The following is a 16,920-nucleotide window of genomic DNA, read 5'->3' on the forward strand; positions in this document are numbered from 1 at the left end:
GGCTGCGACGACGAGCCCGTTACAGACTCCAGCCCCGGCGGACCTTCCAGCTGACCATGTCGATGAGGTCGACGCTGCTCCAACGTGGACCCCGGTCGCTGACGAGCCGGTCAAGGTCCGGGTCCCTGACGACGTGACTGCCGGCTTGGGACAGGACGGTTCGTCGTCTGCGGCAGACTCGTCGCCGTCATCGACGAGCGAGCCCTCGCCGACCGACTCGGCTGGAGCCCCCTCGTCTCCGAGTGCGTCCCGTCTGGCTCCGCGAGCGGCGGCTACCGACAATGGAACAGCAGCGGGCACGGCGAGCGATCAACCTTCCAGTGCCGCGACAACGCCGGCAGAGAACCCGTCGATTTCGCCAAGTTCGACGAGTTCTCCGTCGTCGACGGACTCGTCCGCGGCGGGTGACCCGCAGATCGTGGTGAGTGTTGATGGCAACCGGCAGGATGTTGCTCTTGCTGAGTTGATGGTGTTGCAGGTCAGCACGCCGGCGGGTGCTGATGTTGCGCTGTCGTCGGATGACCCCGCGGATCTGGCGAACTCTCCGGTGTCTTCGGTGGGTGGCGTCGACGTCCAGGTGTCGTATGCGAACTTCTCGGAGCTCTTCGGTGGTGATTGGTCCGAGCGTCTCCTGGTGCGCGCTTACCCCGCTTGCTACCTCACCGATCCGAGCGACCCGGCGTGTTCTACTCCGACGCCGGTTGACGTGGTCAATGACGAGGGCTCACAGGCTCTGAGGTTCACGACACTGGACTCCAGCGACGTCACGGGAGCGGACAGCCCGGCGAACACGAACCCGCCCCTGTCAGGTGGTGCCGGTGATGCGGTCGTTCCGCTTGCGGCGACCACGTCGGGAAGCCCGACTGTGTACGCGGTGTCATCCGGCCCGGGCGGGTACGGCGCGACTCCGGTTTCGGTTGCCGGCAACTGGCAGGTTGGAACCGGGTCGGGGGAGTTCTCCTACGGCTACGGGCTGAAGTTGCCCCCGGCGAACGGTGGCGCGACGCCGGATGTGTCGTTGGCCTATTCCTCGGGCGCGGTGGACGGGATGACGTCGGCTGCGAACGGTCAGGCAAGCCAGATGGGGCTGGGCTGGGAACTGGACCCAGGTTCGATCACCCGCCCGTACTACTCCTGTGATGACGACGGCCGCGCGGGGAAGTTCGACCTGTGCTGGCACACCGAAAACGGAAACCTTGTCGAGGACCTGACCCTGTCGCTGAACGGCCGCAACGAGCGGATGGTCGCGCTGCCGTCGGCTCCGAACCAGTTCCGGCTGATCAACGACCCGGGCTGGAAGATCTCCCGGTTCCGGGGCGATCCCACCAACGGGCCGTCGAATGGCGACAACGACGACGAGGGCTTTGAGGTCATCACACCGGACGGCACCCAGTACTGGTTCGGTTGGGGCCACGTCGGCACCGACGCGGTTCTAACCGTCCCGGTGTTCGGTGACAATGCGGGTGAGCCGTGCTATTCGGCCACCACGTCCGCGGCGTGGTGCCAGCAGGGCTGGAAATGGATGCTCGATAGGGTCGTTGATCCCTCGGGCAACAAGACCACGTACTTCTACACCACCGACAACAACTACTACGCGCGGTGGGGCACGACCAACACCACCTACGACATGTCCGCGGAGCTGACCTCTGTCGCCTACGGCTACGACCAGGCCACCGACACCGCGCAAGAGACTCTGTCGGTCACGCGGTCGCGACGTTGCACCCGCAACACCGACACCGACGCCAACACTGACTGCAGTGGCGCGTACGCGCCTGGCGGGGCGAGCGCCACCGCATCGATCTATCCCGACGTACCCCTCGACCTGGTGTGCGCACAAACCCAGCAGTGCCAGGCGGCACCGTCGTTCTTCAGCCTGTGGATGTACAACACCGCGACCAGCAAGGTCGGAACCACAATCGCGGACACGTGGTCGTTCAACCATGGCTTCCCCGACCCTGACACCACGACCAGCCCCTCCGTGCGGGACCTGTGGCTGAAGTCGATCAGCCACACCGGCTACAACTCTGGCGGATCCCTCGCGTCACCGGACGTGACCTTCACCGGCGTCTCGCTGCAGAACCGGGTCAATCCGGGCCAGACCAACAAGTACTTCAAGTTCCGCATCGCGTCCGTGACCAACGAGACCGGCGGACGCACCGACGTCACCTACGGCCACGCGAATGACAAGGCGTGCACGAGCAACTACGTCGACAACGTCGATCCCACCATCCCCCCGTTGAAGGTCTGGCAAAGCGAGGAGGAGTGCTTCCAGACCCAGTGGCTCAACGATGACACCTCGGGCACCAAGCAGCTGAAGTGGACGTGGTTCCACAAGTACGTCGTCACCAAGCTCGTGCTCAGCGACACCGCACTGGGCTACGGCGCCTCGGGATCGACCACGGTGCTCGGCAAGCCACAGACCTACACCTACGAGTACCTTGGCAAACCAGGGTGGCGGTTCAGTGCCTCACCGTCCAAGCCGGCCTCGGACGAAACGTGGTCGGATTGGCGTGGCTACCCGGTCACGATCGTTCGTCGGCTCGATACTGACGGCACGGTGCTGTCCCAAGAACGCGTCGCACGGTTCCGTGGCCTCGACGGCACTCTGGCCAATGACAAGACGCCGCCGGACCATCGAACTGAGCGTGTCTCGACCCTCGAGATGGGCGACACGGGCGCGAGCACCAGCAGCAACGACCAGCTGGACAAGCCGTGGTTGAACGGCCAAGTGGCCGAGGATGCGTTCCTGGTTCCCGATGGCCAGCCCTCGGCTGGAGCGGTGATCTCGCGGACCTACAACGCCTGGAAGCCGGACGCGGTCTACACGATCGACAACCGCGGCCCCAACGGCGAAGACATCCGCAGCGCCCGACTGCCGATCCCGGACTCCACCAAGCAAGTCACCGGACTGTTCAACGCCGACGGCACCGTTAAGACCACATCCCGCAGCCGTACCGTCAGCTACACCTACGACCAGACCGCTGGCCTGTCCATCAATACAGGCCGGCTGCTGTCCGCACTGGATACCGGCGACCCGAACAACCCGAACGACGACACGTGCACCCAGTACCAGTCCGCCACCAACAACACCGCGTTCATCCGCGGCCCTTCACGCACCCGCACGTGGGCCTGGTCCCAGCTCTGTGCCCCCGGTGGCACGGATCCTGACAGCAGCAAGCTCCTGCGCCAGCAGCAGGTCTACTACGACGGCCAGGCCTCGGCCATCAGCAAGGGTCTCCCGACGACCGTGGACGTCTCTACCGGGGCCAGCGGCGACCAGGGTCTGATCCGCACCACTGCCAGCTACGACGCCTACGGCCGGGTCACCTCACAGACCGCCCCCGCGTACGTCAAGTCGGGTGATGGGATCACGACCGGCCGCGGCGTCGTGTCCACGACTACGTACAACTCCGGTGGCAATGCCGGCGCACCGATCACGTCGATCAAGGCCACCGAAGCCGATATCAACCCCGCCGGTGACGACCTCGTGACCACCGCCGTCTATGACAAGCTGCGCGGCCAGCCGACCCAGGTCACCGACCCCAATGGCGGCAACACACTGCTCACCTACGACCCGCTCGGCGAGCTCACCCAGGTCCGCGAACCCGGCCAAGCCGCAGCAGACCCGGCCAACCTCACCTTCGACTACACGCTCTTCGGTGGCTCCGGACAGCCCGCCAGGGTGCGCGCCCGCACCCTGCGCGACGACACCGGTCCCAGCCCGGTCTACGACGACTCCTACAGCTACTACGACGGTTGGGGCCACGTCGTCGAAACCCAGACACCCCAACCCGACAGCACCAGCAAGCGCATCGTCGCCTTCACCGGCTACGACGCCCGCGGCCTCGCGTCGATCGCGGCACCCGCAGTTCCCAACGACAACGCGCCCGGGACGGGACTGCTCAACGCCGACCCGTCCCAGGTGGTCCGCTATGCCACGACGACTTACGACGCCCTCGGTCGGCCGACCAAGGTCACGAACAAGTCCAACGGCACGACCGTCAGCTCCACCTCAACCACCTACCTGGGTGACGCGGTCATCGCGCAGCCCGCGACCGGTGGCGTCACCGTCACCAGGCTCGACGGCCAGGGCAACACCAGTCAGGTCGAGCTCCACTCCACCCACGCCCCGGGATCGATCGGGCAATCTGGCGACGCCACGCTGGACCAGTCCAGCTACGGATACGACCCGGTCGGTGACCTGACCTCGATGACCAAGGCCGTCGCCACCACCGGTGGCGCCAACAACGGCTCGAGCGCCACCTACACCTGGGCCTACGGCTACGACCTCACCGGCCGCCGCATCTGGGCCTACGACCCCGACACGGGCACCACGACCACCCAGTACGACGCCGCCGGTCAACCGACGACCGTCACCACCGGACCGACCGGACCGCAGTCCTCGACGATCGACCTCACCGCGCCGTACAACCCGACCATTCCGAACCCGGCGTCGGTCATCACCACCCAGTACGACGCCATCGAACGCCCCACCCAACGTCTCGACTACACCGACGTCCACTCCGACAGTGACCAACCCGTCACGCTAGCCAGCTGGGGATACGACGACCACACCGTCGCCAACAGCCTCGGCCGACAGACCTCCGTAACCGTTCCGATCAGCAACATCGCCAACGTCCTCGGCGGACACGGCGGCACCCACGTCACCAAGGTCAAGGCCTACGACAACCGCGGCAACGTCACCGACGCCACCGAAACCATCCCGAACTGGACCTTCAACCCGCTGGCCAACAACCCCGACGACACCACCACCTGGGAATGGACCACCTCCTACAACCAGGCCGGCCAATCCCTCACCCAGAACTACCCCGCCGTCCCCGGACTCGCCCCACAGACGGTCAAGACCAGCTACACCACGGGAGGACGGGTCGCCTCGATCACCACCGGCGACGGCACCACAACCGGCGCCCACGTCCACCTGGCCGACGAGACCTACAACAACATCGGCCAGACCAACACGCTCGACACCGGCCGGTTCGCCGGCGACCCCACCGGCCGCAGCAACCAGACCGACGGCATCCAGCGCACCTACACCTGGCAACCCACCACCGGACGTCTCGACACCACAACAGCGGCGATCGCCACCCCAGACGCGAACAACCTCACCACCACCTACGACGCACTGAAGCTGGGCTACACCTACGACGACACCGGCAACCCCACCCTCGTCACGAACACCACCAAGGCTGGCCCCGGACAGACGGTAACGCCCATCGTCAAGCAGTTCTGCTACGCCTATGACCCCGCACAGCGCCTGCAACGAGCAGCCACCGGGGCACCAGGTGACGACCAGTGTGCCGATGCGCAGTCCGCGCCCACCAACCCGGGCGACGCCCTACTCGACCCCGACTACGACCTCTCCTACGGGTTCACCGGGGACCGTCTCACCAGCGTCACCGACAACCTGCACAAGGTCGACAACAGCAACGACCCCCTGACGGTCAGCTACGAGAACGGCAACGCCGGGACCTCCAGCGCACCCGGGCAGCCGCACCAGACCACCGCCACCACCGCCAACACCGACGTGGGCGCGAACCTCAACTGGCCCAGGGAACTGCCCAACCTCGGCGACGTCTCCTACGACGCAAACGGTCGCATCAACCGGTGGGGCCTCAACCGCCTGACCAGCGCCGTCGGCGACAACGGCTCCACTGCTTTCGACTACACCTACGACCACGAAGGACACCTCACCAAGACCACCCCCTCGGTCGGCGCCTACAAGACCGTCACCAACAGCTACAACGCCGACGGCACCCGGTTCATCAGCCAAAACAGCCTGGTTGACGTCGTCAAGGGTCAGACCGTCTACCTCGCCGACGGCACCGAGATCAATACCGATCTCCTCGGCGTCTCGAGCACCCGGCGATTCGCGACCCCGGCAGGAACGCCCCTCGCGTACGTCCGAGGCGGCGACCCCACCAACCCAATCTGGAATGTGCTCTTCGCCGACGGCCAGAACTCGCTGAGGCTGACCGCCGTCCACGACCCCAATGGCACCAACAGCGCCGTCACGCCGGTCAACTACTACCCCTACGGCGACAGGACCCAAGACGCGCCGCTCAAGGCACCGGGCGACCACGGCTACTTGAACAAGGTCGAAGACGTCACCGGCGACATCCGCCTCGACCAACGCGAATACACCCCCGACCTCAACCAACTCACCACCCCCGACCCGATCCTCACCCCCGGCGACCCACTCTCGGCTAACCCCTACAGCTACAGCGGGAACAACCCGATTGCGACTAGTGATCCCTCGGGCCTGATGAGGCCGCCACCCCCCGATGACATTCCTTACTGCGACGCTGAATGCCAAGCGGTTCCTGTTCCGGTGCCGATTCCGGTAAACGACGATGGCGCCGGCGACCTCACTCGTTCGCTGGTATCGGGAATCGGCGACCTTGCCTCCGGTCTCGTGCACACAGCCAAAGCGACCGCCTTCTCGTTCGCAGCGCTCGGAATGCCACGGACGGTCAACGGCGAGTCCTATGCGACATACCGCACGGTCGAAGAGGAGACCCAGGGCGCGAATGACTTGGCCGCCGGTCTCGCCAAGGTCGGGCCGATCCTTGCCCTTGCGATCCTCACGCGAGGTCGGGGCTTGGGAGAAGCGCCCGAGGTATCAGAGGCCTCTCTGGGCTCGCGACTCATCGCCAAGGTCCGATCGCTTGGATTGCGAAGTCGCGGAACGGCACCGGCCGCAGAAGGCGCACCCCTTAGCGGCAGGATTGTCACTGAGGAGGGCCTCGGCGACACCGCGATCCGCAACTCGCTGCGCGTCAAGTCGGAAGACGGCTTCTTCGATGTCGTCGGACACGGCACGCCGTCCGACGTCTCCGGCATGTCTCCGGGCGAGCTGGCCGACGCGATCCGAGCCCGTCCGGGATGGGGAGGCCAGGACGTTCGCCTGCTGTCCTGCAGCACCGGCTGCCCCTCAGGCACCTTCGCCCAAGACCTCGCCAACGATCTGGGCGTCGTCGTTAGAGCCCCAACCACCGACATCTACGTCAGCAGTCGCGGTGGGATCACGTTTGATCCGGGCGGCTCGTGGCGCACCTTCACGCCAGGCGGCTGACGTGTTGCTCAAGCGCATCGGCTACTGGGGAGACGATGGAACCGGTCTCCCGAGTCCTGCCGCGCTCGTTGACGAATCGTGGGACGAGCAGGAGCGCGAGTTGGTCGCCGATCACCTTGCCCGCGGATTCGTCGCCCGCGCCTACCTTGGCAATGCGATCTGCCGCATCTGCGGCGAGAAGGTCGGTTCGCTCGAACTCACCGACGGCACCTACCTGTGGCCCGAGGGCCTCGTGCACTACGTGACCGTCCACCACGTACGACTTCCCGCGTCGTTCGTCGACCACGTCCACTCGTTCATGGACGCAGTCGAGGCGGCCGAGGTCGACGAGACCTGGTGGCGGTCAGTCGGCCGCTGATTCAGCCAGCGCCGCCGGTGATGAGCCGGAGCTTGGCTTTGGTGACGAGGGCGTCGATGACGTTGGTGATGGTGGCGCGTTCGTCGTCGGTGAGTTGGTCAAGGTCGGCCAGGCGGGCGTCGACGTGGCTGCTGGGCGCGTTAAGGGGCCGGCGTTCGGCGTCGTCGATGAGGAGGTAGTCGACCGAGACGTTGAAGGTCTGGGCCATGCGGATGACGGCCTCGAGGCCGGGCGCGACCTTGTTGTTCTCGTAGCGGGAGACCTGGCGGGCGTCGGAGCCGATCTTCTCGGCCAGCTCTGCTTGGGACCAGCCGGCTTCGGTGCGCAGCGCCCTGAGGCGCTCGCCGTGGAAGGGGCTGGGCATCAGGTGGCCTCCGCTCGGGTGGGGTGATGCCCATTCTGCTGCGTCGATGACGGTCATGGTTGCCTCCGCTGGCCTGTCGCCTTGCACAAGAATGCACTATCTGGCATATCGTGTTGCCTGCGAGTGTAAGTCAGAAATCTTTCAGGAGGTCCGGCGTGGCACGCATCCCCGACGCCGAGTTGGCCCGGTTGAAGGCCGAGGTCAGCGTGCAGCGGCTGGTCGAGGGCTGTGGCGTGGTGCTGCGCAAGCAGGGCAGCGATCTGGTGGGGGCGTGTCCGTTCCACGACGACTCGTCCCCGTCGCTGGTCGTCACGCCGGGCAAGAATCTGTGGCACTGCCTGGGTGCATGTGGCCGGGGTGGTGGTCCGATCGACTGGGTGATGACCGCCCAGGGCGTGAGCTTTCGGCACGCGGTGGAGTTGCTGCGCGAGGCATCGCCGGCGCTGTCGGTGTTGTCGAAGACGCGGCCGTGGAAGGGCGCGGGGCCGGCGGCGAAGTCGACGAGGCCGAAGCTGCCGTCGTTGGTCGAGGTCGACGCGGCGGATCAGGAACTGTTGAACACGGTGGTCGGCTACTACGCCGAGACCCTCGCTGGTCACGACGAGGCCCGCGACTTCCTGGCCCGCCGGAAGATCAACCACCCCGAGGCGGTCGAGGGCTTCCGGTTGGGCTTCGGGGACCGGACGCTCGGCTACCGCATCCCCGGCAACCAGACCGCCGAGGGGAAGCGGATCCGCTCCCGTCTTCAGGCGCTCGGGATCCTGCGGTCCACAGGGCATGAGCACTTCCGCGGATCCCTCGTCATCCCCGTCGTCGACGAGGCGGGTGATGTTGGGGAGGTCTACGGCCGCAAGATCCGTGACGACCTGCGCAGCGGGACGCCGAAGCATCTCTACCTGCCTGGCCCGCACCGCGGCGTCTTCAACATCGCCGCCTTCCCGGACACCGATGAGTTGATCGTGTGCGAGTCGTTGATCGACGCGCTGACGTTGTGGTGCGCGGGGTTCCGGCACGTCACGGCGACCTATGGCACCGACGGCTGGACGTCCGACCACCAACACGCGATCGAGAAGCATGGGATCGGGCGGGTGTTGATCGCGTTCGATGCCGACGAGGCAGGCGACCGCGGCGCCACGGCGCTGGCCGAGCAGTTGTCTGAGTCCGGGGTGGAGACGTTCCGGGTGCAGCTGCCGCGCGGGACCGACGTCAACCAGATCGCGATGGAGGCCGACGACCCGAGCGAGGTGCTGGGTCGGTTCCTGCGCAAGGCGACGTGGCTCGACACCGCCCGTCCTGCTCCTTCCCAGCCGCCGGCTGCTGTCGTGCCGCCCGGACTGGACTCGCCCGCGCACGTCGTCGAGCCAGTCCAGCCCGAGCCGGTCGCCGTTCCCGCAGCGCCGCCCGCTGTCGAGCCGGACGCTGAGGAGGAGCCGGCCGACGGCCAGGGCGCGGTGGTCGGCCGGGAGTTGGTGATCGAACTCGGCACGCGGCGGTGGCGGGTGAGGGGGCTGGAGAAGGTCACCAGCTTCGACGTCCTTCGGGTCAACCTGCTGGTCACCAGGACCGACCGGCCGCGAGCAGCACAGGACGCGCCCGCGGGTTTCCATGTCGACACCCTGGACCTGTATTCGGCACGCGCTCGTGCGGCGTTCGTCGCGGCGGCCGCGCAGGAACTCCGGTTCGAGGGCGAGGTGATCAAGGCCGACCTGGGCCGGGTGCTGCTGGCGTGCGAGAGCAAGGCCGAGGAAGTGATCGCGGCCGCCCAGCAACCGGCGAAGCCCGAGATCCGTTTGACGTCGGCGCAGCGTGAGGCGGCACTGGAGCTGTTGCGGGATCCGAAGCTGATCGATCGGATCGAGGCCGACTTCGCCCGCGTGGGCATGGTGGGCGAGGCGACCAACTGTCTGGTCGGCTACCTCGCCGCCGTCAGCCGGCTCCTGCCCAGCCCACTCGCCGTGATCGTCCAGAGCACGTCGGCCGCGGGCAAGAGCGCGGTGATGGAGAGCGTGCTGGGGTTCGTGCCCGACGAGGACCGCGTGTCCTTCAGTGCGATGACCGGGCAGTCGCTGTTCTACCTGGGCGAGTCCGACCTGGCCCACAAGGTCCTGTCGATCGCCGAAGAGGAAGGCGCAAGCCGAGCCGCCTACGCACTCAAGCTCCTGCAGTCGGAGGGCGAGCTGAGCATCGCGTCGACGGGAAAGGACACCGCATCGGGCCGGTTGGTGACGCACACCTACAAGGTCACCGGCCCGACCGCGATCGTGCTGACCACGACGGCGATCGACGTCGACGAGGAGTTGCTCAACCGGTGCCTGGTGCTGACGGTCGATGAGGACCGCGACCAGACCCGCGCGATCCATGCCGCGCAACGCCGTGCGCAGACACTCGAGGGGCTCGCTGCGCGCACCGAGCGCGACGCCATCGTCGGGGTTCACCGGGACGCACAACGGCTGCTGGAGCCACTCGCGGTCGTGAACCCGTACGCGGACCGGCTCACGTTCGCCGACAGTCGCACGAGGACCCGTCGCGATCACGGGAAGTACTTGGGCCTGATCGCCGCGGTGACGTTGCTGCATCAGCATCAGCGGGAGCGGAAGACCGCGACGATCAACGGCCGTGTCGTGTCCTACGTGGAGACCACGATCGGTGACATCGAGGTCGCCCACCGGCTCGCCCACGCGGTCTTGGGGCAGAGCCTGGACGAGCTCGCGCCGCAGACCCGCCGACTGCTGACCGCCGTCCACGGGTACGCGACGAGCGAGGCGCGCCGGCTGGCGATCCCGCTGGACCTCGTCAGGTTCACGAGGCGCCAGTTGCGCGAGCACCTGGCCGCGCAGGGCGCCGGCTGGGGCGACACCCAGCTCAAGGTCCACCTGGCCCGGCTGGTCGACCTGGAGCTCGTGATCGTGCACCGACTTGAGTCCGGTGCGTTCGGCTACGAACTAACCTGGAAGCCACCAGTGGCCCTCACTACGACCGGCAGCGCCGAGAACAGCTATGACCCCAGCGGCCGGTTCCTGGCCGGCCTGACGGACCCGCGGGCACTGGCTGAGAACGCCTACGACCCTGACTCGGTCGGCCCCGAGGACCCGATTCATGGCTACGACCTGAAACCGGTCGGGGCAAACAGCCCGCTGGTCGGCCCCTGGTCGGGGCCTGGTCGGGGGTCGGTCGGCCCCCGGTCGGAGCTGCCCGAGGACGACTTGGAGCCCGGCCTGAAGTGGGTGTCGGGCGATGGGTAAGCGTGGTGTGCACGTCCCGCAGAAGATCCCCGGAGACCCGACCGACCGGCACGGCTTCCCGGCGCTGGTCGAGGAGTTCCTGACCGACCTGGGCAGCCGTGGCTACTCCGAGGCCACGATCCGGAACCGGCGTCAACGGCTGGCGCAGCTGTCGGGGTGGTTGGCGGATCGTGGCGTGACGCGGCCGGTGCAGGTCACCCGTCCGATGCTGGTGCGCTATCAGCGGTACCTGTTCCACTACAGGAAGCCTGACGGGGAGCCGCTGTCGTTCCGGTCGCAGAACGCTGCGTTGTTGCCGATCCGGGCGTTCTTCAAGTGGGCCGTCAGGAACGACCACGTCGGGTCCAACCCGGCGTCGGAGTTGGAGCTGCCGAAGGTCGAGAAGCGCTTGCCGAAGGCCGCGTTGTCGGTGGAGGAGGCCGAGGCGGTCCTCGCCCAGCCCGACCTGTCGAAACCGACCGGAGTGCGGGACCGGGCGATGATCGAGACGTTCTACGGCACCGGCATCCGCAGGGCCGAGTTGGCGAGGTTGAACGTTCGGGACCTCGACGTCGAACGCCACACCCTGATGGTGCGTCAGGGCAAGGGTCGCAAGGACCGGATGGTCCCGATCGGCCCACGGGCGATCGCCTGGATCGAGCGCTATGTCCGCGAGGTGCGACCCGGCTGGGTGGCCGAGCCCGACGACGGCACGCTCTTCCTCACCGTCGACGGGACACCGTTCAGCGTCGACCGCTTGACGCAACTCGTCAGGGACTACGTGAAGGCGTCCGGGACGGACAAGGAGGGCGCCTGCCACCTGTTCCGGCACACCCTGGCGACGTTGATGCTCGAAGGTGGGGCCGACATCCGCTACATCCAGGCGATGCTCGGCCACGCCGAACTATCCACGACCCAGATCTACACCCAAGTCAGCATCAGGGCGTTGCAGGCCGTTCACGCCGCGACGTTCCCCGGAGCGTCGAACTCACCACGAGCTGCTCGTGGTGAGGGCCCGTCGTTGGTGCCGTCAGGGGCGACGTCGGACGGGTTGCGGATGGTGTCCCCAGCCCAGTTGCTTGCTGCTATCGACTCCGAAATTGATCTAGAGAACCGCGGCCAGGCTGGATCGACTGGAGCCGACCAGTGACCCGCGAGGAGGCTCTGACGGCCGCCCAGAGCGCCGCGGAGAGCATCCGTGCGCTGAACCACCACACGATGCCCGGCGCGGTCCTGGGCGTCGTCGACGTCTACTCGCTCTTGGCCGAGTTGAGCCTCATGTCGGGCCGGCTGCCGCAACTGCTGCGGCAACTCGAGGACCTGGTCGACGAGTTCGTCGAGCACGACGAAGTCGCCATCGTGGACGGACCCAACGTCGGCGACCCAGCCGCCGCCGGCGCCATCTGTGGGCACTGGCTCGCGGCCGCATCTGGTGCCGCCGTCGAGCTGGCCCACCGCGTCGATGCCGCTCAGCAGACGCTCACCTGGGCCTCTTCCACCCACCCCGACCACTCTTCTTCCTAGCCGCTCTTTCGCCCTTCCGCCTGCTCTTCCCGTCCTTCGTCCCCGCCGCGCTCCTCGTCCTCTTCCCCGCCCTCATCCACCCTGATTTCCTCTCTCTTCTTCACTCGCACACGGTGTGCAGATCGAGGAGGCGACTTTCGTCGGTGACGCAAGAGGGAACCTGCCCAGACCCCGCCAGAGCGCCCCGAAGACGAACGTCCTGAGCGCCAGCGGCATCGTCCTGAGCGAGCAGGCTAAGTCGGTAGCACCTCATGCACTTCCGGAACCTGGGCCCGCTCACCAGTTGGTGAGCGGGCTTGTTGCGTGCCCGGCGAAACCAGCGGAGGTCGGAAGTGCATGAGGTCCTACGTACTTCGGCACTTCGAGATCCGGGCTTCGTCGGTGACGAAACGTCGGCGGTCGAGCGCACACTGGGCAGGGCCGGGAACGGGCCCGGCAGGCGTTGTCCGGGAGGGCGTCATGGCGATCGTGCGGAGCTACGGATCGATCGATGAGTGTCAGCACTGCGGCGGCCCGCTGCCGCCGACCAAGTCGACGGGCCGAACCCGGTTGTACTGCACGCCGGCGTGCCGGAAGGCCGCCTACGAGCAGCGTCGGGCGCGGAAGCCCGAGGCGACGATCGTGAAGGTCGTGGACCGGGTCGTGGTCGAACGGCACGAGACCACCACGGTCGTCGACAAGGGCCACGACATCAACCGGTGCATGCTCAACGTCGCCCAGTCGCCGCGGGCGTGCGCGAACGTGATCGCGCACCTGGCCGGCATGGCCCGCAACAACGAGTTGCTCGACTCAGGCGAGTGGGCGCCGGTGGTTCGGGCGTTGGGCGACCTGGGTGATGCCTTGAACGGTGACCCGCCACGTCGCTACCGCTGACCAGCGGCCGGCGCTGGAAGACTGACCCCATGACCACGGCGACCCGGCAGCGGACGACACCGCGCTGGGCCTTGTCTTTCCTAGCCGCCATCTTCGCGGTCCTGGCCGTCATCGGTCTTGCCGCTACCGCGTCCGCCGCAACCCAGGCCGGGGCTGAAACTCGCGTCGGGGCTTCCGACGTACCCGTCACCGTCGCCGTCGGGCCGCCGCAACACATCGCCGCAGGTCAGCGGCTAGGAGAAGCGGCCCCGGGGGTCGTAACCGTGGTGGCTACCGGTGTTGCCGCAGAAACCGTTCCGCTCGATTGGTCGCTGGTGTCGAAGGCCGGCGAGACGCGCGCAGCGCATGTGGCCCTCCACGAAGCTGAGAACGTCTCGAAGATGGCTCACGGCGTGTTCCTGGGGGACTCGCAGGCTCTGACGAACGAGGCGTGGTCTATCGCCCAGTCGAGAGGGATCGCCCCGATCAGCGAGGGAGGCGTCGACATTTACCGCGTCCCGATGGGCCGCAATGTCGGTTACGCAGGAGGCGCGAACGCTTGGGAGATGGCTGAAGTCCCGCACCGCACCATCGAGATCATCACTCGTGGAGGGACCAACGAGTTGATCACCGCCTACCCGGTCCCCTTGGGATGAACATGATCAGAGCCGCCGGAATTTGCCGAATCTGTCAGAACGGAGAACTCGTGTTCTCGCGTCGTAGCGACGGCGCGATCATCGTTGAGTGCCTAGAGTGCATGACCGGTTACACGGACCCGACGGACCTCGAAAAGAGCGACATCCTGAGACTGGATGGCGACGACTGGCAGACGGAGCCCGCTTCACTTGAGGAAGTTGTGCAGGCCGGGTTCGATGAGTTCCGGTTGTCGCCACACGAACACGGAGGTTTGTGATGCGCCGCCTTCTGGCAGCGCTCGGAACATTCATCCTGGGATGGCTCGTGGTCGTCCAGGCACCGCCGGAATCTGGCGCTCCGACCGCGGAGGTGCAGGCATACATCTACGACGGCCATCACCCCACTGCCACCTCGGTCCAATCGCCGTCCGAGCGAGGCCCACCGATCAGCGGGCGCGCAGTCACCACCTTCGAGGACGCCGGCGAGGCCGCGTTGCGCGGCGGTTCGGCGCGCCCAAGCCGACCCACACCCCGCGTTGAGATCACCTACAACGACTCGACCGCCTTCGTGCCGGTCGCGCAGGCTATGGGTACGACACCGGTGCCCGCTCGGCATCTTGACGGCGCTCTCTCGGTGTTCACGCCATCGGACGTTGCCGCAAAGGCACTAACGCCGCTTGAGCAGGGTGCGGCCAAGGTCCCTGGGGAGTGGGGTCCAGGGCTAGCGAATCGCGATCTCGGTGGAACCCGCTGGTTCGATCCTGCGGCCCCGAAAGCCAATGGCATCCGCATCGATAGGGGTGTTCCGAACTCGTCGTTCCCCTCGCAGCAGGTCGACCACGTCATTGTGCGCAGCGGCGGCAGGATCCTCGGCCCCGACGGCAAGCCCATCGTCGGCAGCCTCAAGCAGAACCCCGACGCGCACATCCCGCTCTCCGACTGGCTCAACTGGACATCCTGGAACGCGCCGTGAGCAACCTGATCACGTATCCAGAGATGCGGCTCCAAGTGGTCGAAGCGGTCCGCGCGCTCTCCGATCTCCACCATCAGCGCACCCGGTGGGGACGGTATGAAGAAGGCGTCAACTACTACGACGACCTGGCCCTCAACGTGCACATCCTCTACGACGACTGCATGGTTCTTCCGGCGCCGCAAGGCGCCGTGCCGGGGGTCCTTCACGCGCAGGAGGTCCAGATCTTCCGTGAGTTGGATAGGGCGCTTGGCCCCATGCTGGACGAACTTCGGGGTGAACCCGACGACGTGTATGTGAGCGACCCGCGCTGGCCGCTCGTCGTTGAGACGGCTGCCAGGGCGCTCGTGATTATGGAGCAGTGCGACGAGGGGACGATGCCATGAGGCCACTCTTCTCGCTGCTCATCGCGTTGATCGCTGCGTGGCTCGGCGTCGCCAGCGCTGGTCCGGTCCATGCTGCCTCGTGTCCCGCTGTCCACACGCACAACTACGACGGGCACCACAGGCACGCCGCGACCCACAGCGCCACCGCCGAGCGTGGTCCTCCGCCGTCCTGCTACACCGACACCACCTCCCATGCCGTCGACCGTTCGTCGCACGGCGCTTTGGCGCGCCCGGCCGGGCCGACGCCTAGGTCTACGACCACCTCCACCACCCCTGCTGGGCTCGTCCGGGTCGCACGGGCTACGGGTACGACCAGCGAGCGAGCTCAGGCAATCGGCAGGGATCTATCGACGCTTGAGTGTTGGCGTGTTGCCGCAGAAACCGGGACGTCAGTTTTCCGCACGCCGCGACTCGGCGCTGGGAGCTCCGAACTTGAGCATGGGCTTGACCCGGCGCGATTCGCAGCGGGAGACCAGAGCGCATACGTCGGCGATGAGGCCGCCGCGCGCACCTTGGCACATCCAAACGTTGGCAGCTACGAGAACGGATACACCCGCTTCGATATGCATCCAGACTTCGAGAGCGAGTTCAGCAAGTTCAAGTACAACTACGCGGAGGGTGGACCTGGAAGTTTCGAGTACCAGATCCCTCAGAGCATGATTCCCCGCTTCAACGAGCTCACTCTGAGCCGCACATGGATACCGTTCGAATGAGCGGGATCGAGGGCGCCGACGGCCCGCTGGCCCCTGGACGCATCGTTCATGGGGTCGTCGTCGCTCATAACCCCTGGGGCATCGAGCTCGCTCTCGAGGAGGCCGAGGCGTTCGGAACTGTCGACATCCGGTTTCTGTCGGACGATCCGGCTGACATGAACGAGGAGCGGTTCCCGCCTCTGGGAGCGAGGCTCGCCGCACGGGTGCAGGGCATGATGCCCAATGGGCAACTGCGCCTCACCATGCGTGGGTCGGATCTCGGCGATACGGATCAGGGCCACCAGTGATTGAGTTGCCGAACCCCGTCAAGGCTCTCCCCGAATGAGGCGCCTCCTCATCGTCCTCTTGGGAGTCCTTGCCGCGTGGCTTGGCATCTCGGCAACGGCAGATGCGAGCGCGTCGCCGGAGCTCCCTGCTGCGGTTCATTGCTACGACGGGCACGCCCTCTCGTCAACAAACACCACTACGACGATGGAGCGCGGTCCGCCTTCTTGTGCGGGCGCCAACAGCACCAGCCCCCACGCCGCCGACCCTTGGTCGCGCGGCAATTCGGCGTGTCCTGCCCCCCGTTTCTCGGTCCACATCTCGTGTGAGGGGACTGCTGCACGATCAGGTGACATCTGATCGTGCAGCAGCCCCCCTGACGTTGGAAGACGTTGGAAGGTGCTAGATGTCGTAATACTGCGCAAACTGGTAGGAGAGTCCCGGGGAGTGGTGGGTTTGAGGGCCGGCGGCGGGGCGTGGAGACGTAGACGGCCATCGGCGGGATCTTCGGTGTGAAACGACCAAGTCACGCACTGAAGG

The 16,920-nt window shown here is 66.6% G+C and carries 12 protein-coding genes; 11 read left to right on the plus strand and 1 reads right to left on the minus strand.

Annotation, left to right across the window (positions count from 1 at the left end; translation table 11 throughout):
* The first annotated feature begins 418 nt into the window (after positions 1 to 418).
* Positions 419 to 7,093 carry an RHS repeat-associated core domain-containing protein gene (locus ACYVAQ_RS00930; protein ID WP_460786539.1) on the plus strand — a complete coding sequence of 2,225 codons (6,675 nt, stop codon included), beginning with the start codon at positions 419 to 421 and terminating at the stop codon, positions 7,091 to 7,093.
* A gap of 1 nt (position 7,094) precedes the next feature.
* Entirely contained in the window at positions 7,095 to 7,451 is a 357-nt protein-coding gene (locus ACYVAQ_RS00935; protein ID WP_460786540.1) for a hypothetical protein, read from the plus strand.
* A 1-nt stretch (position 7,452) separates the two neighbouring features.
* Here the strand turns inward: ACYVAQ_RS00935 and ACYVAQ_RS00940 are convergent, their stop codons facing one another.
* Positions 7,453 to 7,872, minus strand: a complete 420-nt coding sequence (locus tag ACYVAQ_RS00940) for a helix-turn-helix domain-containing protein (RefSeq protein WP_460786541.1) — start codon at positions 7,870 to 7,872, stop codon at positions 7,453 to 7,455.
* Between the two features lie 2 nt (positions 7,873 to 7,874).
* Between ACYVAQ_RS00940 and ACYVAQ_RS00945 the strand changes: the two genes are divergently transcribed.
* The 9 genes from ACYVAQ_RS00945 (at position 7,875) to ACYVAQ_RS00985 (ending at position 16,403) form a co-directional block, all read left to right on the plus strand.
* Positions 7,875 to 11,057 (plus strand): CHC2 zinc finger domain-containing protein, encoded by a 3,183-nt coding sequence (locus tag ACYVAQ_RS00945; protein ID WP_460786542.1) that lies wholly within the window; start codon positions 7,875 to 7,877, stop codon positions 11,055 to 11,057.
* A 7-nt stretch (positions 11,058 to 11,064) separates the two neighbouring features.
* Positions 11,065 to 12,186, plus strand: a complete 1,122-nt coding sequence (gene xerC, locus ACYVAQ_RS00950) for a site-specific tyrosine recombinase XerC (protein ID WP_460786543.1) — start codon at positions 11,065 to 11,067, stop codon at positions 12,184 to 12,186.
* A complete protein-coding gene (locus ACYVAQ_RS00955; protein WP_460786544.1) occupies positions 12,183 to 12,560 on the plus strand; it encodes a hypothetical protein in 378 nt (125 codons plus the stop codon). Before xerC ends, ACYVAQ_RS00955 begins: the two co-directional genes overlap by 4 nt.
* A 459-nt stretch (positions 12,561 to 13,019) precedes the next feature.
* A complete protein-coding gene (locus tag ACYVAQ_RS00960; RefSeq protein ID WP_460786545.1) occupies positions 13,020 to 13,433 on the plus strand; it encodes a hypothetical protein in 414 nt (137 codons plus the stop codon).
* 29 nt (positions 13,434 to 13,462) lie between these two features.
* Positions 13,463 to 14,068 (plus strand): hypothetical protein, encoded by a 606-nt coding sequence (locus tag ACYVAQ_RS00965; RefSeq protein WP_460786546.1) that lies wholly within the window; start codon positions 13,463 to 13,465, stop codon positions 14,066 to 14,068.
* Positions 14,069 to 14,324: 256 nt separating this feature from the next.
* Positions 14,325 to 15,020, plus strand: a complete 696-nt coding sequence (locus ACYVAQ_RS00970) for a hypothetical protein (RefSeq protein WP_460786547.1) — start codon at positions 14,325 to 14,327, stop codon at positions 15,018 to 15,020.
* Positions 15,017 to 15,403 (plus strand): SCO4402 family protein, encoded by a 387-nt coding sequence (locus tag ACYVAQ_RS00975; protein ID WP_460786548.1) that lies wholly within the window; start codon positions 15,017 to 15,019, stop codon positions 15,401 to 15,403. Before ACYVAQ_RS00970 ends, ACYVAQ_RS00975 begins: the two co-directional genes overlap by 4 nt.
* Positions 15,400 to 16,116, plus strand: a complete 717-nt coding sequence (locus ACYVAQ_RS00980) for a hypothetical protein (protein WP_460786549.1) — start codon at positions 15,400 to 15,402, stop codon at positions 16,114 to 16,116. Before ACYVAQ_RS00975 ends, ACYVAQ_RS00980 begins: the two co-directional genes overlap by 4 nt.
* Positions 16,113 to 16,403 (plus strand): hypothetical protein, encoded by a 291-nt coding sequence (locus ACYVAQ_RS00985; RefSeq protein WP_460786550.1) that lies wholly within the window; start codon positions 16,113 to 16,115, stop codon positions 16,401 to 16,403. The genes ACYVAQ_RS00980 and ACYVAQ_RS00985 overlap by 4 nt, the downstream gene beginning before the upstream one ends.
* Positions 16,404 to 16,920 lie beyond the last annotated feature (517 nt).

The sequence above is a fragment of the Nocardioides maradonensis genome, from assembly GCF_054777115.1.